Source organism: Hallella multisaccharivorax DSM 17128 (assembly GCF_000218235.1).
GTDB classification, from domain to species: Bacteria; Bacteroidota; Bacteroidia; order Bacteroidales; family Bacteroidaceae; genus Prevotella; species Prevotella multisaccharivorax.
On record NZ_GL945017.1, the window covers coordinates 3,259,196 to 3,281,208 of the forward strand.

Genomic DNA, 22,013 nt, shown 5'->3' on the forward strand with positions numbered 1-22,013 from the left:
TTTCCATTTTCTTTACCGACGCACATAAAGATATTATCATTGTAGTGCACATTGAAGCTGCATACGTTCTCCATCACTGAAATTCTATTCATGCGTTGAGACATCAAGCCCGTCAATTAACATTGATGGGGTTTAAATACCTCTATAAAGACATGGAAACATGAGACTTGTCACCGCCATTCAGCGGAAAGTTGCGGTGCGGCCTCAACTTTTTTCATCAAACTGGTGTAAAATCCATAGATTTTATGTAAGTTTGCAATTAAAATAAACATTATCTATTGAATGAAGGAATTTGAATACTCCGAGGCCGAGGCCAACAAGGCCGAAACTGCCATTCTCGTGGGCCTCATCACACCTCAACAAGACGAGGCAAAGACCAAGGAATATCTTGACGAGCTGGAATTTCTCGCCGATACTGCGGGTGCTGTCACTGTGAAGCGGTTCACGCAAAGGACGGGCGGTCCCAGCCAGACCTCCTATGTAGGCAAGGGTAAACTTGAAGAAATCCATCAATATATTAAAGATGAGGAAGACAACGAACGCGAGATCGGCATGGTGATTTTTGATGATGAACTGTCGGCCAAACAGTTGCGCAACATCGAGAATGAGCTGCACGTGAAGATCCTTGACCGCACATCTCTCATCCTCGACATCTTTGCCATGCGCGCTCAGACCGCCAATGCCAAGACGCAGGTGGAACTGGCACAATACCGTTATATGCTTCCCCGCCTGCAACGTATGTGGACACACTTGGAGCGACAAGGTGGCGGATCAGGCTCCGGAGGCGGCAAAGGCTCTGTGGGACTGCGCGGCCCAGGTGAGACACAGCTCGAGATGGATCGACGCATCATCCTTAACCGCATGTCACTGCTCAAACAACGGCTAACAGAGATTGACAAGCAGAAGAGCACACAGCGCAAGAATCGCGGACGCCTCATACGCGCGGCCCTCGTTGGCTACACCAATGTGGGAAAGTCGACCTTGATGAATCTGCTGGCCAAGAGCGAGGTATTTGCTGAGAACAAGCTTTTTGCCACACTCGATACCACCGTGCGCAAAGTCGTCATTAGAAACCTGCCGTTTCTCCTTGCCGACACTGTGGGATTCATTCGCAAACTGCCGACCGACCTCGTTGAATCCTTCAAGTCGACCCTTGACGAGGTACGCGAGGCCGACTTGCTGTTGCATGTCGTCGATATTTCACATCCAGACTTTGAAGAACAAATACAAGTGGTAAACAATACACTAAAAGATCTGGGATGTTCCGATAAGCCGACGATCCTGATTTTTAACAAGATTGACAACTATCATTGGACGGAGAAAGATCCCGAGGACCTCACTCCGGCTACACGAGAGAATATCACCCTTGACGAGTTGCGGCAAACATGGATGGCCCGTTTAGGCGATGACTGTATCTTCATCTCGGCGCGTAGGAAAGAAAACATCGACGAGCTGCGCGACGTGCTCTACCGCAAAGTGCGCGAGTTGCACGTACAGAAATATCCCTACAACGATTTTCTCTATCCCGAAGAGGACGATTAACAATACAGAACTATGGCATACAGGGCTTTAACCGAGGAAGAAATTAATATCCTCGACGATAATGGATGTTGGGCTGAAGACTGGAGCAACATCAGCGTCAGCGACGACTTCGCACCTAAGTATATGCATCGTGTCATGCTCTACGGCGAGGTGACTATCGGTGGTTTTGACAAAAACATTGAAGTGTCGGCAGGCTTTCTCAAACACTCAGGCATCAACAACGCCACCCTGCGCAACGTGAGCGTGGGTGACAACTGCCTCATTGAGAATATCTGCAACTACATCAACAACTACACTATTGGTGACGACTGTTACCTGTCCAACATCTCTACCATGGAGACAACGGAAGGAGCCACCTACGGTCAGGGCAATCTCATTTCTGTCCTCAACGAGGTGGGCGACGGTAATGCCATCCTCTTTGAAGGCCTTAACAGTCAGATTGCGGCCCTGATGGTGAAATACAGCCACGATAAGGACTTCCGCGCGGCCCTGAAAAGGCTCATCAGTGAAGACATCAAAGCCACTGTACCCGACCGAGGTACCATCGGCAACGGCGTGAAAATCGTCAACACCAAAGAGATCACCAATACACTCATCGGAGACGAATGCGAGGTGAGTGGGGCCGCAAGGCTGAGTGATGTCACTATCCTTTCTTCACCACAGGCCACAGTCTATATAGGCACAGGCGTGATCTGCGAGAACTCCATCATCAATCATGGCTCCAGTCTCATCAACTCTGTAAAGATGCAGGACTGCTTCGTGGGAGAGGCTTGCAAGATCAGCAACGGCTTCACGGCGTCGCAGAGCGTCTTCTTCGCCAACTGTTTTATGAGCAACGGTGAGGCCTGCGCGGCTTTCTGCGGTCCCTTTACCGCCAGCCACCACAAGAGCTCACTGCTCATCGGCTCACAGTTCAGCTTCTACAATGCCGGCTCTGCGACCAATTTCTCTAACCACGCTTACAAGATGGGGCCCATTCACTGGGGTGTACTGGAACGCGGCACGAAGACAGCGAGTGGCGCCTACCTGCTCATGCCCGCCACAATAGGCACGTTCAGCGTCTGCTTTGGCAAGCTCATGCACCATCCCGACACACGAAACCTGCCCTTCTCCTACCTCATCGCCTACGGCGACACGATGTATCTCTCACCCGGACGCAACATTACTACCGTGGGACTTTACCGTGACATCCGCAAGTGGCCGAAGCGCGATGTCAGACCCAAGAATGCACAGAAAAGCATTGTCAACTTCGACTGGCTCTCACCGTTCTCTGTCGGGGAGATCATCAAGGGCAAGAAGATCCTTGAAAACCTGCAGGCTGCCTCCGGAACAGACGTGAGTACATACAACTTCCACGAATATGTCATCAATGCCTCCTCACTGCGCAAGGGCATCAAATACTACGACATCGCACTGCGCATCTACATGGGAGCGGTGCTCAAGCGCGTCATGAAGCGTGACCCTGAATTGACTCCACCCGACACCGAAACGGGCTTGGGCGACTGGAATGACCTTTCCGGACTGTTGCTTCCCGCAAGCGAGGAAGAACGCATTGTACGTGAAATAAAAAACGGAGCTATTGATACCATCGACGGAGTGGTGAGCGCTTTCCGTGACATCAACGACCACTACCGGCAGTATCAATGGACGTGGACCTACCAGCTCATGCTTGACTACTACCACCTACAGACCCTTAACGCAGAACACGTGGAGAACATCCGGCAAGATTATATTACCGCACGGCGCACCTGGATTGCCGAAATCCGCAAGGATGCAGAAAAGGAATACCGCATGGGAGACGTGGAACCCGAGGTGCTCGACAATTTCATCTCACAGCTCGACCATGAAATTGACTTCGAAAACTAACGCACAGACAATAACAGATCATCATTATTATATAAATATATATGAGACATTTGAGAACCCTCCTTCTCCTATTCGCAGCCTTCTTCGCTTTAGGGCTGCAAGCAGAGAAGAGCTATCACTACTCATCGGTGCCGGGCGATCCCATGCACACCCGCATCTACACGCTCGACAACGGCCTGAAAGTGTACATGAGCGTGAACCATGCCACCCCACGATTGCAGACCTACATTGCTGTGAAAACAGGCTCACGCAACGATCCTCCCGAGACAACGGGACTGGCGCACTACCTGGAACACCTCATGTTCAAGGGTACTACGCATTTCGGTTCCAGCAATGTCGCCACTGAGGCGCCGTTGCTCGACTCCATCGAAAACCGCTTTGAGCGCTATCGTCACATCATCAATCCTGAACTCAGGAAAAAGGCATACCACGAGATCGACTCTATCTCGCAAATTGCCGCACGCTACAACATCCCCAACGAGTACGACAAGATGATGGCGGCCATTGGCTCTGAAGGAAGTAATGCCTATACCTCAGAGGACGTTACCTGCTACGTGGAGAACATTCCTGCAAACGAGATTGACACATGGACAAGGATTCAAGCCGACAGGTTCAAGAACATGGTCATCCGCGGATTCCATACCGAGTTGGAAGCCGTATACGAGGAGTACAATATCGGTTTGGCAAACGATGAAGAGAAGCAATGGGTAGCATTGAGCAAGAAACTCTTTCCTCATCATCCTTATGGTACACAGACAACGATCGGCACACAGGAGCATCTAAAGAATCCCTCCATTACCAATATCAAGAACTATTTCCATCGTTATTACGTTCCCAACAACATAGCGATTTGCCTTGCCGGTGACTTTGACCCCGACAAAACCATTGCTATTATCGACAAATATTTCGGTGACTGGAAACGAAATGACAACCTTTCTTACCCGCAGTACGCACCATTAAAGCCGCTTGTCGCGCCCGTCGACACTATGGTCACAGGTCTGGAAGCTCCCAACGTGATGGTGGGTTGGCGTACAAATGCTGCTGCATCCGCGCAAACCGACACCCTCAACGTCATCGCCAACATGCTGTCCAATGGTAAAGCAGGACTGTTCGACCTTGACCTCAACACTCCCATGAAGGTAATGAGTGCACAGGCAGGCATGATGCCCAACCACGATTACGGCTCCTTTATTCTGCAAGGCATGCCTAAAGAGGGACAAGACAATCGAGAAGTAAGATCGCTAATGATGAGCGAAATAGACAAGCTGAAGAAAGGACAGTTCTCTGACGACCTGTTGCCCTCGGTGGTGAACAACATGAAACTTGACTATTACCAGTCACTTAGAAAAAACAGTTCGCGTGCCAACCAGTTTGTTCAGTCTTTCATCAACGACGTGAAATGGGAGGACGACGTACATTCTTTGGACAGAATCTCAAAGATGACAAAGCAGCAAATCGTCGCTTTTGCCAACCGTTTCTTTACCGATGGCTACGTCACTGTGTTTAAGACCCAGGGCAACGATACCACTATCCACAAAATTGAGAAGCCGCAAATCACGCCCATCCCCACTAACAATGACAAGCAAAGCGCTTTCCTTAAGGAAATTGTCAACACTAAGCCTGAACCCATCCAGCCCAAGTTTGTCGATTTCAAGCGTGACCTCACAGCGACTCATACGCGCAGAGGCCTCGACTATCTCTATAGAAAGAACACTAATGACAACTTGTTCTCGCTTACCTATCATTATCCATTCGGTGATGAAAGCGATAATCACTACGCTGTCGCTGCGGACTATCTCAATTATGTTGGTACCGACAAGCTGTCCAATGAAAGAATCAACCAATTGTTCTACAAGCTTGCCTGCAACTATTCTGTCAGTGTTTCCGACAATGCTATAGACATCAGTCTCAGTGGTCTAAACAGCAATATGCCACAAGCTGTAAAGCTTCTTGAGAGTTTTATTCAAGGTGCAAGAGCCGACAAAGAGAGCTATCACAAATATGTGGGCCTCGTTCTCAAGTCGCGTGCAGACAGCAAGGGCAACCAGCGTGCCAACTATTCGGCCCTCTGCAAGCTTGGAGAGTTCGGTCCCTATAATGCTCAACTCAATATCCTCTCAGAGCAACAGCTACGCAATGCTGACCCACAGGCGCTGCTCAACAAGCTGAAACAGCTGAACAATTATAAGGCTACCGTGCTGTATTTCGGTCCTTCAGACATGAAGTCTGTGGACGGAATCATAAGTACAGTACACACTACGCCAAGGACTTACGCTAAGCCACCCGTCACCAAATTTTACCTCCACCAGCCTGTCAACAAGACAGAAGTGTGGATCGCACCGTACGATGCGAAGAATATCTACATGACGATGTATCACAACGACGGCACGAAATGGACTCCGGAGAAGGAAGCTCTTGAAGAGCTTTTCAACGAGTATTTCGGAGGCGGAATGAATGCCATCGTCTTCCAGGAACTGCGTGAAGCCCGTGGCCTGGCCTACTCTGCCGGTGCACGCTACAGCGCATCGATGGCTCATCCCTACGCTGACAGCGAGAATTTCAGTACGTACATCATCACCCAAAATGACAAGATGATGGACTGTATCAACGAGTTCAACAAGCTCCTCAACGACATGCCAACCCGTGAGGCTGGCTTGCAACTCGCCAAGCAGTCACTCATGAAAAGCCTCGCCACTGCCCGTTACTCTTATCAAGACGTGCTTTGGAGGTGGATCTATGCTAAGAGAATAGGGCTGAACTACGACATTCTGCAGAAAGTATATGAGACGCTACCCAAGCTCACAATGAAAGATCTTGAGAACTTCGCACGCGAGAATATCTCTCACAAACCATACAGATACCTCATCCTCGGAAATGAGAAAGACCTCGACATGAAGGCCTTAGGGAAGATAGGGCCAGTAAGGAAACTGACTACCAAACAAATTTTTGGATACTAAAATACAAAAACATTTTATTATGACAAAACCAGTTGATTTCAAGTATGCCCCAATGTTTCAGTTGGGTAAAGATGATACTGAGTATCGTCTGCTGACGAAAGAGGGCGTTAGCACCGCCAACTTCGAAGGTAAGGAGATTTTAAAAGTCACTCCCGAAGCACTCACCTTGTTAGCCCAGGAGGCTTTCCACGATGTAGAGTTCTGCCTGCGCCGTAAGCATAACGAACAGGTAGCTGCCATTCTCAGTGACCCAGAGGCTTCCGACAACGACAAATATGTGGCTCTGACGCTGCTGCGCAACGCCGAGACCGCTGTCAAAGGCGTACTGCCTTTCTGCCAAGATACAGGAACGGCCATTATCCACGGAGAGAAGGGACAGCGTGTTTGGACCGATTTCGATGAAGAGGAAGCACTGTCAAAAGGCGTTTACAACACCTTTACTCAAGACAACCTGCGCTACTCGCAGAATGCGCCACTGAACATGTACGATGAGGTGAACACTAAGTGTAACCTCCCCGCACAAATTGACATTGAAGCCACCGAGGGCGAAGAATACCGTTTCGTAATGGTTGCAAAAGGCGGCGGTTCGGCCAACAAGACGTATTTCTATCCCATGACCAAAGCCACCATCCAGAATGAAAGCACACTGCTGCCTTTCCTTGTGGAGAAGATGAAGAGTCTCGGTACCGCTGCTTGCCCACCTTACCATATCTGCTTTGTCATCGGCGGTACGTCGGCAGAGAAGAACTTGCTCACCGTGAAGCTCGGTAGTATCAAGTACTATGACAGTCTGCCCACCAGTGGCGACGAGACGGGACGCGCTTTCCGTGACCTTGACTTGGAGGCGAAACTCTTGAAAGAGGCACACAAGATCGGCCTCGGCGCACAGTTTGGTGGTAAGTATCTGGCTCATGACATACGTGTCATCCGTCTGCCCCGCCACGGTGCCAGTTGTCCTATTGGCATGGGCGTGAGCTGCTCAGCTGACCGCAATATCAAGGCGAAGATCAACCGAGATGGCATCTGGCTGGAGAAGATGGATACCAATCCAGCTAATCTCATTCCTTCAGAACTGCAGAGGCCGGGCGAAAGCGGCGGTGTGGTTATCAACCTTGATGAGGGCATCGATAAGGCTCGTTCCATCCTCACGAAGTATCCCGTTTCCACACGCGTCATCCTCAATGGTACCATCATTGTGGCACGCGATATCGCTCATGCCAAACTGAAGGCACGTCTCGACAAGGGTGAGGACCTTCCCGAATACTTCAAGAACCATCCCGTGCTCTATGCCGGACCGGCCAAGACTCCGAAAGGCTATCCTTGCGGCTCCATGGGTCCAACAACCTCCAATCGCATGGATCCCTATGTGGATGAGTTCCAAAGCCATGGTGGCAGCATGATCATGATCGGCAAGGGTAACCGTACAGACGCAGTGACCGTCGCCTGTCAGAAGCACGGCGGATTCTATCTCGGCACCATTGGCGGTGTGGCAGCTATCCTCAGCCATGACAGCATCAAGAGCATCGAATGCGTGGAATATCCAGAGCTGGGCATGGAGGCTATCTGGAAGATTACAGTAGAGAACTTCCCCGCCTTTATTCTCGTCGACGACAAGGGCCACGACTTCTTCAAGGAGCTGAAGCCTTGGAAGTGCTCTTGCTAACAAGATACCTGTAGCTCAAGAATTAGAGAATTTGAGAATTTCTCCACATTAGATGTTTTCTAATTCTCTAATTCTTGAGCATTTGTTTTTCGTTTCTCATCCCTCTCTTTTTTTAATTCTTGAGTGTTTATGTGTTGTCTCTAATTCTCTCAATCTTGAACTTAGAATCTATTCCTGTCTTTATTCCGGACTCTTCACAGAAAAGGGTCATCGAAATCAGTGAGGGTAAGCACCTCGTCCTTGCTCCTCCGGGCTGCGGCAAGACACAAATTCTCGCCGAGCGCATTCATCTCGCATTGGAAGAAGGTGTGAAGGCCGAGGACATGCTCTGCTTGACATTCACCAACCGTGCCGCCCGCGGCATGCGCGAACGTATTGAGAGCCGCGTGGGAAAGGAACAAGCGAGTGAGGTCTTTGTAGGTAATGTCCACCGGTTCTGCTCACGATTTCTTTTCACCAACAATATTGTGCCGGCCGAGAGTACCATCATCGACGACGACACCATCGACAGCATCCTCGCGCGCTACCTCAATGAGGACGAGGAAATAGTGAAGCGAGATTTTCGCAGAAGGCACATGTATGCTCAGATAATGTTCTTCTCCCACCTTATGTACGACATCATCCATGCCGTACCACGCGAGTTGCGCATCCATCCGGAATGTGTCACACGGGAAGATATCGCCACCATGAAAGCTATTGCCAAGGCGACAGACAAACCGTTCGATGCCAAGCTCATGATCGACATCTATAATCATGCCGACTTCTACCTGGACCTGATCCATCAGCCGGTCTTCCCTTCCTTCCTGCGCCATGAAGCTGAGCAGAGCCTCATGAAGATGCGCTATGCACACGCCTACGTTGCCTACAAAACCCAGAACAACCTTCTTGACTTCGAAGACCTACTCCAACTCACCTATCATACACTCACCACCCAACCCGATAGCAGGCGATACCCATGGATTCAGGTCGACGAGGTGCAAGACCTCAACCTGCTTCAGCTCGCCATCATCAGTCAACTACGCGCCGAAAGCGGCTGTTTCCTCTATCTCGGCGATGAGCAACAGGCCATTTTCTCGTTCATGGGTGCCAAGCTCGCCACTCTCAATATCCTCAAAGAGCAATGTAAAGACAAAATCCATCACCTGAGTATCAATCACCGGCAACCGCAACGCATCGTGCAGATGCTCAACGACTATGCCATTGCCAACCTCCACTCCGCTCCCGCCCTGCTGCCAACGCCCAGTGATGAACCGATAGCCGACAATACTGAACTGCGTGTCTGCCCCGCAGAAAACATTTGGGCGGAATATAAAGCTGTCGCCAAGCGGGTAAAGGGCCTGTTGAAGACCAATGAGAATGAGACGACAGCCATCATTGTCAACGCCAACCGCGATGCCGACGAAATCAGCAACCGCCTCACCGTGGCAGGCATCTCGCACTTCAAAATCTCCGGTACCGACCTCTTCTCTACCCCTGAAGTGAAACTCATGATGGCTCATCTGAGCGTCGTCAACAATGAACACAACTTTCTGGCTTGGGCACAGATACTGCAAGGCTTGAAGATCTGCGCCACGGCAGCGTCGGCACGACAGTGGATTCATAAACTGAAGGTGAACGCTATCACACCCACCGATCTGCTCCATGAGGGCGATACCTATCTGCAACAGTTCCTCAAAGCATGGGACGAGAACGACCTCATCGTCTTCGACACTGAGACGACAGGGCTCAATATTTTTGAGGACGATATCATCCAGATTGCCGCTGAACGCATCAGAAACGGCAAGTCTGTTGCTAAGTTTTCTGTATATTTAGAGACCAAGCGACCTATTCCCGCCATGCTGGGCGACATTGTGAACCCCATCATCGAAGAGCGGAAGCACCATCAGCTCCTCTCTCCTGCCGAGGGTCTGCAGGCTTTTCTGCAATTTTCCCAAGGTGCCCCGCTGCTTGCGCATAACGCGTCGTTCGACTGCCACATCATGCAGACCTGCCTCAACCGTTATTTTCCTGACATCGACTGGGCACAGCGATGGCCCGTTTGCTTCGACTCGCTGAAACTTATCCGCTTGTTACGACCCGATCTCAAGGCATTCAAACTCAAGTTGCTGCTCGCTGAACTCGGACTGGAGGGTGAAAACTCTCACTTGGCTGATGACGATGTCAACGCTACCGTGTCACTGGCCGGCTATTGCTACACCAAAGGAAAGGAAAGCATGGTAGCGCAGGAGGCTTTCCTCAAAATGCCAACAACAAAGAAAATCGCGGAACGGTTACGACGTAATTACGGCAAGCAATATCAGGCCGCCGTCAGCAAATGCTATCTTAAACCAGCCGACCGGCAGGGTGTTCCCGCCTTGGTTGAGGAGTTGCGGCGTTTCTATCATGCCTTGGAAGAGGAGCAGTGGATCAGGCCTGTAGATAAAATCGAATACGTCTTCCGCTTCCTCGCAACAGATATCATTCACCAAGAGGAGGAGCCATCGCTCAAAGAGCAGTTGGACAACCACATCATGGAGATCAATACCTTCAAAGAAGCCGATCTCTGTGGCTCGACAATCATGCAGGAAAAAGTGTTTGTATCCACCATACACAAAGCCAAAGGTTTAGAATTCAACAATGTCATCATCTTCGATGCTGTCGATGGACGCCTGCCTAACTTTCACAACCAGAACGATCCAAAACTCATGGACGAGGATGCCCGTAAACTTTACGTGGCTCTATCCAGAGCCCGCCGCCGCATCTTTGTGTATTACAGCCAACAGGCTCCTTCCACAGCCAATCTTGGCAGACAGAAGCTCTCACGGTTCATGAAGCCTGTCATTAAGTACTTCGATAAAGTAGGGCACTAAATAACATCAAGAACAATGGAAAAGTCTCTAAGAATCAAAAAAATCGATGAGCAAAACGTAAATGCTAAAGACATTCATCAAACTTTAGACCATTATGCTGTAGAATGGAACCCCATCGGCTGCAACAATTGGGCGGCTGACTATCCTTATCAGCCAGAAGTAGCCTTTCGCATCGCGCATAATGGCAGGCGCATCTTTCTGGAATACAGGGTAAGGGAAGAGACCGTAAGGGCCATGGCCGCCCGCAATAACGGCCGCCCATGGGAAGACTCCTGCTGCGAGTTCTTCTTCCAACCCAAGACTGACGGCGCTTATTATAATATGGAATGCAACTGCCGTGGAGCCCTTCTGGCAGCATGTGGCAGAGGCCGTGAGGCACGCGTACAAGCACCTATTGACATCGTGAATGCCGTAGACCGCTGGTCTTCCCTGGGTGAAGGACAGCTGGAGGAACAGTCGGCACCGGAAGTCTGGACCCTGACACTGGTGATTCCCACAGCGCTTTTCTTCCAAGACAAAGGTCTTTCGCTGAACCATCTTCAGGCGAAAGGCAACTTCTATAAATGCGGAGACAAGTTGCCGAAACCGCATTTTCTCTCCTGGAATGCCATTCATACAAAGGCCCCCGACTTTCATCAGCCGGAGGCCTTTGGGACGTTATCGTTTGAATAATCGTCGGTAAGGGCATCAGAGACTCATCTGATTGCTCTTGCCGTTTGTTGTCTTGGTGCCATGTTTCTTCCAGTATTTGGCACCCTTGGCTTTCAGCTTAGCCGTGAATTCCTCACTGGCCTTGTCCACTGCAGCCTCTTCCTCTGGTGAGGCAAAAGCATGGTGAAAGCCTTTCTGGACATTCCACGCACCGCGTGTGAAGTCGGGTACCTGCACGGGAATGTTGCCGTTGTTCATCGAGATAGAACCTAACTCTGCGAGGCAGCACCATTCAGCCAGGTCGTAAACATCCATATCGAGGGGCAGACCATGCTGCAAGCAATATACGAGCCGGCTGTCCATGATAAAGTCCATGCCACCGTGGCCGCCCACCTTCTTAGCCATGGCCTCATATTTGTCAACTATCGGCGAGCGGTATTTTGCGACAAGAGCGTTGAAGTCTATCTGATTCATATAATCGTGACCACTCATTTTCTGAGACGGCTGCACGCCACAAGCCTGCATCTGTGCGCTGGACAGGGCATAGCCCTCCATGGGATACTTATTGGCAAAGCCCTTTGTTCCCACTATCTGGTACATACGGTTGTAGGGCTCCGGCGTCATGGTGTTGTGCTGTACCTCTATGACTTTCCCATCTTCTGTACTGATAAGCGTAACGGTGTGGTCGCCATTGGCGAACTCATCACACTTCTTACCCGACATTTTTTCTACCCAAGCCTTGCCATTGATGCTCTTAGTGTCCATGGCAACAAGCGTCTTCATACGGTCGCCACGATGGATATCTAAGGCCTGAGCGATGGGGCCGAGGCCGTGAGTGGCGTAGATATCGCCGCGGAACTTCTGATTATAGTCGAGTCTCCAACCCAGTTTGTCGTTAGCATCTTTCTTCCAATACTGATCCCAGTAAGGTGAAAGATCGTGGCGATAAGCCCCCTGCACATACTCAACGTCACCGAAGACGCCGTGCTGTGCCATATTGAGCGTGTTGAGCTCAAAGAAGTCGTAGCAGCAGTTCTCCAGCATCATCACATGCAAACGTGTCTTCTCACTGAGATTGATGAGCTGCCAAATCTCATCGAGGCTCATGGCCGAAGGCACCTCGATAGCGACATTCTTGCCATGCTCCAAAGCATATTTGGCCACGGGGAAATGATGCAGCCAATCAGTAGCTATGTACACCAGATCAATGTCCTTGCGCTCGCACAACTGCTTGTATCCATCCTCACCATAATAGATGTCAGCCGGTGGAAGGCTGGCTTTCTCAAGGATTTCGTTGCATCGTTCAGCCCTGTCTCTCTCATGGTCGCACAGGGCCATAATCTGCGTGCCGTTGATGTAGGTCCAGCGTTCCACCGCGCCGGGACCACGCATGCCAAGGCCCACGAAGCCCACACGCACTACACTCATCTTCGGTGTAGTGAGATTAAGGACATTCTGCTGGCCGGCAGGGCGTACAGGCACCTCAGTAATTGCCTGTCCTTTCTCCACATGGTAAGGCCAGTTGAACTGGGCAAAGCTGACAGCAGGAAACAGCAATGTCAACATCGTCAGCATAAAAGAGAAGACTGTCTTTCTTGTTAATCGCATAATCGTATGATTGTTAATAATAGGTAATGACTTTGCAATAATAACTAAATAATAGATCTGAGCAACTTCAAAAACAATTACTTCACACTCTGAGCAAGCTTTTTCAGCATCGGCAGCAACACTCTTTGCGCGGGTGCCGCCTGTCGCTGCCCTATCTTGATGTCATTGCCCATGCCATTGAGAACCTCCACATTGTACCTCTCATTCTTATCCATTTCTGCAACGGTCTCTACCGCACGGCTGACTTCTTCCGGTGTGCGGCTGTCCTTGGTGAGCAGCACCACAGCGCAGTCTGCCATGTCACTGACCTTCGTGAGCCATGGCTGGATGTCGGCATAGAACAGTCGCGTGCCCTCGTCCTTGCTGTCGGCCATGGTCTTGAGCTTCCCACACGCAGCCTGCAAGCGCCGCATCTGGTCCAGCGTAGGCCATGGAGAGTCGTAGTCATAATGCCGCAGATAGGGCATCACTGTCGTAAAAGCTCCCGCAAATTCCTTGCCCACCACCGCAGGCACAGCAGCCTTAAAGCTCCGCGTGTTGTCAAAAGCCGCATTGTTCCACGCATAGTCACCAATACTGAACAGCGCTATCTTGCTGGCGGCTCCCTGCTGCATGGGATTACTGATAAGGGTCTTTACCGCCAGGCTGTCAGTAAGTCGGGCCTCGTTGTCGATGTGCGCTTCATCGTGGAAATTGGTATACGTGTCGCTCACAAAGATCTTGTCCATGTCGTTATCGTTGCAGGGATAGTTCCACCACCAGCCGACTTCACGTCCGAGCCAGGAACTCACGAGGGCGGGATCCTCATTGTTGGGCACCGTCCATACAGCTCTTCCGGTGATATAGATGACCGTTTTCTTCGGCGTAGAACTCAGCGACCGGAAGAAGCGCGCAGCCTTTTCCTTGCTCACCCATGAATAGGCATAGAGCTGCGGCACGTAGTTGAGGGGTTTCACAGTGTCAGCCGGCGCTACTCCTTTACGGTTCCACAGCCGGTCCACACGCGTCTGCAAGGCAGTGAGACGACGCGCGCCGAGATTCAAACTGGCTGTATCATCAGGCACACCGCAATCATCGACAAAGACGCCGAACTGACGCATGCCGAGCTTGTACATCGAAGAGAATTTAGCCATAATCTTATCGAGCACTCTGTCGCTCTTCGCATCGAAGAAGTTGGTTCCAGGATGGATGGCCCAGATGAAATTGACCTTGTTGGCTGTTGCTGTCTTCGCCATGCGACGCATCATGTCTTGGGTCATCATGCCGATTTTCTTTTGTTCGGGCGTGATGGTCAAGGGGTAAGGCTGTTCCCAATACTGCGAATGATAGGGATCCGACTTGGCGCCATACATATAGGAGTTCATCTTGTATCGTGCCATGAAACGGAAGAGATCCTCCGTCACTTCCTCCGTATAAGGCACGCCATAGTAACCCTCGATGACACCACGGTTCTTCACGTCGGCATAGTCGTAGAGCGTCACACACGACAGCGAGCCACGCTGCTGGTCAAGCATCTGCTCCAGCGAGGCCAGTCCACAAAAGGTGGCATCGGTGTTCTCACCAAGAATCACCACCGAAGCCGCCTTGCCGCTACCTGAGACTGAGAGGATGTGGCGGTCGTACTTGGGCAAAGCGAACACCGCTCGATTAAGTCGCAACTGGCTCACCGCCTTGTCGGCAGCGCCTTTGTCGCCGTTGACACCGAGAATCAGATTCGTCGTTGTCTTAGAAGGTGAAGAGGCGAAACGGCAGGTCAGACCGTGCTCCTTGAGCACCTGTGCGGCCCGTTGACGCGTAGCCTCATCGATGGGTTCGCCGCAGACCACGGTGACAGTCTTCGTCAGCGTAGCCGTCCCCTCCTGCGCTATCTGCTCATGAGGCACCGGATAAATGGTGAAAGTTGTTGCGGCGCTGAGTGACAAGCCGGATGTCAACAACAGGGCGACTAACATGTGTCTTAGTCTCATGCTTTATATTCTTCTGTTAGATTTTTCTTGTTCATTACTTCTTCAGGCAATCGGTGGTGAAGCCATTCATCATCGCGTCGTGCTCCCTGACACATTGATAGAGCCGCATCTGGTTGCGGGCTCTGTCAAGATTGTGTTGTGGATAATTGCATTTCCAGTAGTGGTCGCCGCTGAGATAGTCCCAAAGGAACCGCACACTCTGCATGAAGGGGAAGAGTGCTACGGCATAGGGCAGATTCTCTATTTCGACTGGCGTAAGGAAGCAGGCGCCTTCGAGATAGCCACGCGTGAACGCTTTGTAAATCTCTTCATTGAACGCCACATGGCTCATGTCGGGATCGTCCTCGGCCGTGGTGTTGGCAGCTGACCGCAGGAAGTCGCCATAATCGGAGAAGACAAACGAGGGCATGACGGTGTCGAGGTCGATAACGCAAAGCACACGGCCTTGCTCGTCAAACATCATATTGTTGACCTTCGTGTCACAATGGCAGACGCGCTTGGGCAGAACACCCTCGCGATACATGCGCTCGGCCTTGCACATTTCCTCGGCATCCTTGTCGATGAGTGCAAGCAACTGCTGCACGCCAGCTTCGTTCAGGCGGCCGGCAGGGTCTTCAGCCATGACCGCACGGAGTTGTTGCATACGGAACTCCATGTTGTGGAAATTGGGAATCACCTCGCCCAAGGTCCCAGGAATGTCCACAAGCATATCCTCAAAGTGGCCGAAAGCCTGACCGGCATAATAAGAATACTCCGGCGTGACGGCTTCAAAGGTCTTGGCGTTGGCTATGAAGACCATCAGTCTCCAGACTGTCCCGTCGGGCTCGCGGTGATAGAGCTTGCCGTCGGCCGCAGGCATAAAGTGCAGCACCTTGCGGTCGATGTCGGTCTCGTGGGCGGCTTCAAGTTTCCGGCGGATATGACGTGTCACTGCGGCAATGTTATCCATGAGCATGTCCACGTCGGTGAAGACATTCGTATTGATGCGCTGTAAGACGTAGTCCGGCTTGTCGGCCTCGGCTGTCGTCACCTTAAAAGTGTCGTTGATCAAGCCATTACCTAATGGGCGGATATCGGCCACAGTACCCTCCATGGCAAACCGTGCGACGATATGTGAAAGTGTTTGCTGATCCATGATAGTTCGTGATATGAAGTGCCGTAGACATCGGTACCTCGTGATGGTTACTATATATAATAATGTGTATTCCTATTTATTTGGTGCGGATCTTGTATCCTGCGAATCCATAGTAGAGAATGAAAAGGAAGCAAGGCACGCACACCCAATAAGAGGCCTGATAAGAGAAGGCGTCCTGTACGAGGCCCTGCACCCAAGGCATGACGGCGCCACCGGCCATGGCCATGGTGAGCAGGGAAGAGCCCGACTTGGTGAACTTGCCCAGGTCGGCCATGGCAAGGGGCCAGAGGGCAGGCCACATCAGCGAGCAGCCCAGGGCCATGAAGAAGATGCAATAGACCGACACCGTCGGGTCGGGCACCAAGGCCACGGCCACGCTACCAACGACAGCGATGATGGCACAGATGCGCATGGCGGCTGCCTGAGACAGGTACTTGGGAATGAAAAGGATGCCACAGATGTAACCCACAATCATGCCGATGGAAGGAATGAAACCATAATTGTCACCCTTAAGGCCCAGACTCTGGGCATAGCCCGTAGCTGTGGCAAGGGAGATGGTCTCCACACCGACATAGAGAAACAGTGCCAGGCAACCCAGCAACAGGTGCGGGAACTGCAGGATGCTCGTCTTGCCGTCGGCATACGAGGCTGTTGTCGTGCCCGCCTCGGACGCTTCGCCGTCCTCTCCGGCAGCCTTCACCTCTGGCAGTGGAGCCATAAGCGCGATAATTCCCAACACGACAAAGATGGCGATGATGATGGCAAACGGCAGATAAAGGTCGCCTAAGTGAGTGTCACCGATACCCTTACCGATGACCAGCGTGATGAAGAGGGTGGTCACCGGCCACGCCAACTTGTTGCAGATACCCATGCAGGAGATGCGGCGGGCTGCGGAATCCAATGGGCCGAGAATGGTAACATAAGGATTGACCGAGGCCTGAAGCACGGCATTGGCGGCACCGCTGACAAAGCTGGCTATCAGAAACCAGACCAGGGACTGCTGGCGGGCAGCGACGATGAACAACCCGAAGGCAATGGCAAAGATGAGAAATGACAAGGCCATCGTGCGCTTATAGCCGATTTGGCGGATGCACCACGTGGCGGGAATGCCAAAGAGAAGAAAAGGAATGAACGTGGCAGCAAGCAGCAGACTCGATGCCGCACCGGAGATGTTCATCGCATTCTTCAACACAGGCATCAGATAAGAGTTGATGCCTAAGGCAAAACCGATGGAAAAGAAAAATAGCCCGATAATGGCAAGGGGCAGCAGATAACTGTGCTTTTGATTCATATTAGGTATAAACAATATAGTTATTGGTTGTGCAAAGGTAATATTATTTTTTTAGTTAACAAGCGTTCATAAAAATATTATTGTTTTTTTAAGCATCGCCTTTACAGTGTAATCGCATCGCCTTTACGGCGTAATCGCAATGCCTTTACGGCGTAATCGCATCGCCTTTACACTGTAATCGCAATGCCTTTACAGTGTAGACGCAAAACTCTGCCATAAAGGCATCAATCTTGAAACTTTCATAACACATTAATAAATAGACGCGCACGTTCATAAAATTATGAGGAATATTTTCCGTAGTTAAAATATATTTGTAACTTTGTAGCATAAAACCGTAAAAACAGCCAACATGCATCAACGCTTATTCTCTACACTACTACTGACAGCCACTGCCATGGCCGCTTTAGCCAACTATCACCCTTTGGAGGGCTATGCCTACGGGCAGGCGACAGCTCCAACGGGCAATGAATGGCAATCACCGCAAAGCTTAGGCTACAACAAGTTGCCGGCAAGAGCACTGTTCCATAATTTCCAGACCGTTGACGAAGCACGCAAGGTGTTGCCTGAACACTCCTCACTCTTCCGCTCGCTTGACGGCGAGTGGCGCTTCCACTTTGCCAAGAACCCTGATGAGCGCCCAAAAGACTTCTACACCGACGGCTACGACGACAGCGGGTGGGATCGCCTGCAAGTTCCCGTGAGCTGGAATATAGCCGGCATCGGGAAAGATGGATCACTGAAGTATGGCGTTCCTATCTATGTCAACCAGTGGGTCATCTTCAAATATGAGATTCAACCCGGTGACTGGAAGAAAGGCGTGATGCGCGAACCACCTAAAGACTACACCACCTATACCTACCGTAACGAGGTGGGATCATTCAGACGAGCCTTTGACCTTCCGGCCGACTGGGACGGCAAAGAGGTCTACATCAACTTCGATGGCGTCGACTCCTTCTTCTATCTCTGGATCAACGGGCACTACATAGGCTTCTCCAAGAACTCGCGCGACGCCGCGCGCTTCAACATTACGCGCTTTCTTCGTAAGGGCCGCAATGAGGTGGCCGTGGAAGTCTACCGCTCCTCCGACGGCAGTTTTCTGGAAGCACAGGATATGTTCCGGCTGCCAGGCATCTTCCGCAACGTGAGCCTCACCGCCACGCCCAAGGTGCACATCGCCGACCTGCAGGCTATCCCTGCCTACGATGGTCATGCCGGTAAGCTCGACATTACCGCCACGCTACAGAACCTTTCAGGCAAGAATGCAGGGAAGCTCCGCGTGAGATGGTCGCTCTATCGCAACAAGCTCTACTCTGACGACAATGAGCTCGCGGCCACTTTCGACACGCCGCTCGCCGTTGCCTGCCCAAAGGGCGCCCAAACAGACCTCAGGCAGACCCTCACTCTGGACAACGCGCTGCCGTGGACCGCAGAGCAGCCCAATGTCTACATACTCGTAGGCGAGCTCATGGAAGGAAAAAAGGTCATCGAGACCATCAGCACGCAAACAGGATTCCGGACAGTAGAGATCAAAGACACGCCGGCAGCGCAAGATGAGTTCGGACTGGCCGGAAGATATTTCTATGTCAACGGCAAGACGCTGAAACTCAAAGGTGTCAACCGCCACGACACTAATCCTGCAACTGGAAAAGTAGTCTCCCGCCAGCAAATGGAGAGCGAGGTGATGGCCATGAAACGAGCCAACATCAACCATGTGCGCACCTCTCATTATCCCAATGATCCTTACTTCTATTACCTTTGCAACAAGTACGGCATCTATCTTGAGAGTGAGGCCAACCTCGAAAGCCACGAATATTTCTACGGCAAGGCTTCCCTGTCTCATGTACCGGAGTTCAGGCCGGCCCACGTGGACCGCGTGATGACCATGGCACATGAGCTGGTCAACAACCCTTGCATCGTCATCTGGAGCCTCGGAAATGAGGCGGGGCCAGGTCACAACTTCGTCGCCGCCTATGACTCCCTGAAGCGTTTCGACGTATCCAGACCCGTACAATACGAGCGAAATAACGATATCGTCGACATGGGGTCCAATCAGTATCCAAGCATCGCATGGACACGCAACGCTGTCAAAGGACAAATGGACATCAAGTATCCCTTCCACATCTCGGAGTACGCACACTCCATGGGCAATGCCGAGGGAAATCTTGTAGACTACTGGAAAGCTATCGAGTCGACCAACTTCTTCATGGGCGGCGCCATCTGGGACTGGATTGACCAGAGCATGTACAACTATACTAAGGACGGACGTCGCTACCTGGCCTACGGCGGCGACTTCGGCGATACCCCCAATGACGGACAGTTCGTCATGAACGGAATCCTTTTCGGTGACGAGACGCCCAAGCCACAGTATTATGAGGTGAAGAAGGTGTACCAATACATCGGGACGACATGGGCCGACAAGGACAAAGGCATCCTCGACATTTTCAACAAGAACTACTACACCGACGACCTCAGTGGCTACAATGCCGCCTGGAGGCTCACAGCTGACGGGAAGACGGTCAGGCAGGGGACCATCGACCTGGGCAGCGTCGCCCCACGTGCCCACAAACGCGTGACCATCAAAGGACTGTACGAGGGACTTGAGACAGGGAAGGACTATCTGCTGCATGTCACCTACAGATTGAAGCATGACGAGCCATGGGCAAAGGCCGGCTATATCCAGGCTGAAGAGCAGCTCTCTGTGGCCACCGCACAGACGCGGCCGGCGCTGACCGTGAAAGGATCGGTGAACCTCGGCAAGGCGCAGAATGGACGCCTGCAGCTTAGCGGCGACAACTTCACGGCCACCTTCGATCTCTCGAAAGGCACTATTTACAACCTCAGCTATGGCGCAAAGACCGTCATCCCCGATGGATGCGGCCCCGAGCTCAACGCTTTCCGCGCATGGGTCAACAATGACAACTGGGCTTATGAGGATTGGTATGCCAACGGCCTAAACAATCTTCAGCACCGGTGCACAGGCTGGAAGACACACCGTAATGCCGACGGATCGGTGTCAGTGGCTTTTGACGTCACGTCGCAGGCGCCCTATGGCTATCGCCTCGAAGGCGGCGATGCCAACTGGAAAAAGCTCATTGAACTGAAGAAGAAGCCTTTCGGCAGAGACGACTTCATGTTCACCTCACAGGTGGTTTATACGGTCTTCGCCGACGGCAGCATTGAGAGCAAGAGCGCCATCAACAGCAATAAGCCCTCACTCGCTCTGGCCAAACTCGGCTATACACTTCAGATCCCAGAAGAATACCGCCTCTTAAACTATTATGGCCGCGGCCCCATAGACAACTATCCCGACCGCAAGACAGGACAGATGATAGGACTCTATGAGCAGCAAGAAGTAGCCGACGAGTTTGTGCCTTTCCCCAAACCGCAAGACACCGGCAACCATCAGGACACACGCTGGTTGTCGCTGACCGATGTCGATGGGCATGGAGCCATCTTCGTAGCCAACGACAAAATGAGCTTCTCGGCACTGCCGTGGTCGGACAACGACATCGCCATGGCCAACCATCCTTATGAGCTGCCTGAGAGCAACGCGACCTTCTTGCACATTGATATGGCCATCACCGGCCTGGGTGGCAACAGTTGCGGACAGGGCGCTCCATTGCCTCAAGACCAGGTCATGGCGACTGCCCACACCTTCGGCTACGCTATCCGTCCTGTCGGAAGCAATAATATCGACGAAATGTCGCATGCTGCTGACGTCAGCCTCAACGGTCTCACACCGCTCACTATTACTCGCAATGCCGAGGGGAAAGTGACCATCGACGCCAATGACGCCACCAGCGACATCTATTATAAGGTGGGTAACATGAGGAAGGCAGAACGATACACCGGCGCCTTCGACCTAAGACATGGCGGAACCGTTACAGCATGGACAAAAGGCAACGAATGGCTCACATCCACACAGACCTTCAACCGCATCGAGAACATACCGTTGAAGGTGGTCTATGCCTCCAGCGTGGAGAGCGGCGAGGGTGATGCCGACCACCTCGTAGACGGCAATCCGGACACCTATTGGCATACCATGTATTCCGTCACCGTAGCCAACTATCCCCACTGGGTCGATTTCGACTGCGGTGCGGAGAAGATAGTCAAGGGCTTCAGCTATCTGCCAAGACAAGACAGCAACAATGGAAATATTAAAAAATACCGCATACAGGTGAGCAATGACGGGAAGACGTGGAGCAATCCTGTGGCAGAAGGGGCCTTTGCCAACAATCGTAATGAGAAGGCAGTGATGTTGAGTCAGCCTGTCAAGGCACGCTACGTCCGCCTCACAGCACTGAGCGAACAGAGCGGTCAAGACTTTGCTTCGGGTGCAGAGTTTAAGGTTTTAGAGAAATAATAGTGACAAAGTCTATCATAGTCTATATTGTCCATAATAATCTTAGTAGTCTATAGTAATCTATAAAATCTATAATAGTCTATAAAGTCTATTTTCTTCATCTCCCAAAGAATAATAATTT

11 protein-coding genes are annotated in these 22,013 nt (G+C 51.5%); 7 read left to right on the plus strand and 4 right to left on the minus strand.

Translation table 11 applies throughout. From position 1 onward, the window contains the following. The first annotated feature begins 282 nt into the window (after positions 1 to 282). The 6 genes from hflX to PREMU_RS13780 all read left to right on the plus strand — a co-directional run bounded on the left by hflX (position 283) and on the right by PREMU_RS13780 (position 11,549). The gene (hflX, locus tag PREMU_RS13755; protein ID WP_007576212.1) at positions 283 to 1,542 is read left to right on the plus strand and encodes a GTPase HflX; all 1,260 of its coding nucleotides are present in this window, start codon (positions 283 to 285) and stop codon (positions 1,540 to 1,542) included. 12 nt (positions 1,543 to 1,554) lie between these two features. Continuing rightward, positions 1,555 to 3,408: a DUF4954 family protein gene (locus tag PREMU_RS13760; RefSeq protein WP_007576213.1), complete on the plus strand. Its 1,854-nt coding sequence runs from the start codon at positions 1,555 to 1,557 to the stop codon at positions 3,406 to 3,408. Positions 3,409 to 3,449: 41 nt separating this feature from the next. After that, positions 3,450 to 6,365: a M16 family metallopeptidase gene (locus PREMU_RS13765; RefSeq protein WP_007576215.1), complete on the plus strand. Its 2,916-nt coding sequence runs from the start codon at positions 3,450 to 3,452 to the stop codon at positions 6,363 to 6,365. Positions 6,366 to 6,384: 19 nt separating this feature from the next. After that, complete coding sequence (locus tag PREMU_RS13770; RefSeq protein WP_007576216.1) at positions 6,385 to 8,028, plus strand: fumarate hydratase; 1,644 nt, start codon at positions 6,385 to 6,387, stop codon at positions 8,026 to 8,028. Positions 8,029 to 8,183: 155 nt separating this feature from the next. After that, a complete protein-coding gene (locus PREMU_RS13775) occupies positions 8,184 to 10,877 on the plus strand; it encodes a 3'-5' exonuclease (protein WP_007576217.1) in 2,694 nt (897 codons plus the stop codon). Between the two features lie 15 nt (positions 10,878 to 10,892). After that, positions 10,893 to 11,549, plus strand: a complete 657-nt coding sequence (locus PREMU_RS13780) for a carbohydrate-binding family 9-like protein (protein WP_007576218.1) — start codon at positions 10,893 to 10,895, stop codon at positions 11,547 to 11,549. A 15-nt stretch (positions 11,550 to 11,564) separates the two neighbouring features. Here the strand turns inward: PREMU_RS13780 and PREMU_RS13785 are convergent, their stop codons facing one another. The 4 genes from PREMU_RS13785 to PREMU_RS13800 form a co-directional block, all read right to left on the minus strand. Next, positions 11,565 to 13,136 carry a Gfo/Idh/MocA family protein gene (locus PREMU_RS13785; RefSeq protein ID WP_007576219.1) on the minus strand — a complete coding sequence of 524 codons (1,572 nt, stop codon included), beginning with the start codon at positions 13,134 to 13,136 and terminating at the stop codon, positions 11,565 to 11,567. Positions 13,137 to 13,213: 77 nt separating this feature from the next. Then, the gene (locus PREMU_RS13790; protein WP_007576220.1) at positions 13,214 to 15,103 is read right to left on the minus strand and encodes a beta-N-acetylglucosaminidase domain-containing protein; all 1,890 of its coding nucleotides are present in this window, start codon (positions 15,101 to 15,103) and stop codon (positions 13,214 to 13,216) included. A gap of 34 nt (positions 15,104 to 15,137) precedes the next feature. Continuing rightward, positions 15,138 to 16,238, minus strand: a complete 1,101-nt coding sequence (locus PREMU_RS13795) for a phosphotransferase enzyme family protein (protein ID WP_007576221.1) — start codon at positions 16,236 to 16,238, stop codon at positions 15,138 to 15,140. 76 nt (positions 16,239 to 16,314) lie between these two features. Then, a complete protein-coding gene (locus tag PREMU_RS13800; RefSeq protein WP_040558485.1) occupies positions 16,315 to 17,529 on the minus strand; it encodes an MFS transporter in 1,215 nt (404 codons plus the stop codon). A gap of 349 nt (positions 17,530 to 17,878) precedes the next feature. Between PREMU_RS13800 and PREMU_RS13805 the strand changes: the two genes are divergently transcribed. After that, positions 17,879 to 21,892, plus strand: coding sequence for a glycoside hydrolase family 2 TIM barrel-domain containing protein (locus PREMU_RS13805; protein WP_007576224.1), 4,014 nt, complete (start codon positions 17,879 to 17,881; stop codon positions 21,890 to 21,892). Positions 21,893 to 22,013: the final 121 nt, after the last annotated feature.

Coding starts and splice junctions, on each gene's coding strand:
- PREMU_RS13785 (WP_007576219.1), bottom strand. CDS start 13,136: ATGCGATTAACAAGAAAGACAGTCTTCTCTTTTATGCTGACGATGTTG.
- PREMU_RS13790 (WP_007576220.1), bottom strand. CDS start 15,103: ATGAGACTAAGACACATGTTAGTCGCCCTGTTGTTGACATCCGGCTTG.
- PREMU_RS13770 (WP_007576216.1), top strand. CDS start 6,385: ATGACAAAACCAGTTGATTTCAAGTATGCCCCAATGTTTCAGTTGGGT.
- PREMU_RS13780 (WP_007576218.1), top strand. CDS start 10,893: ATGGAAAAGTCTCTAAGAATCAAAAAAATCGATGAGCAAAACGTAAAT.
- PREMU_RS13765 (WP_007576215.1), top strand. CDS start 3,450: ATGAGACATTTGAGAACCCTCCTTCTCCTATTCGCAGCCTTCTTCGCT.
- hflX (WP_007576212.1), top strand. CDS start 283: ATGAAGGAATTTGAATACTCCGAGGCCGAGGCCAACAAGGCCGAAACT.
- PREMU_RS13795 (WP_007576221.1), bottom strand. CDS start 16,238: ATGGATCAGCAAACACTTTCACATATCGTCGCACGGTTTGCCATGGAG.
- PREMU_RS13805 (WP_007576224.1), top strand. CDS start 17,879: ATGCATCAACGCTTATTCTCTACACTACTACTGACAGCCACTGCCATG.
- PREMU_RS13800 (WP_040558485.1), bottom strand. CDS start 17,529: ATGAATCAAAAGCACAGTTATCTGCTGCCCCTTGCCATTATCGGGCTA.
- PREMU_RS13760 (WP_007576213.1), top strand. CDS start 1,555: ATGGCATACAGGGCTTTAACCGAGGAAGAAATTAATATCCTCGACGAT.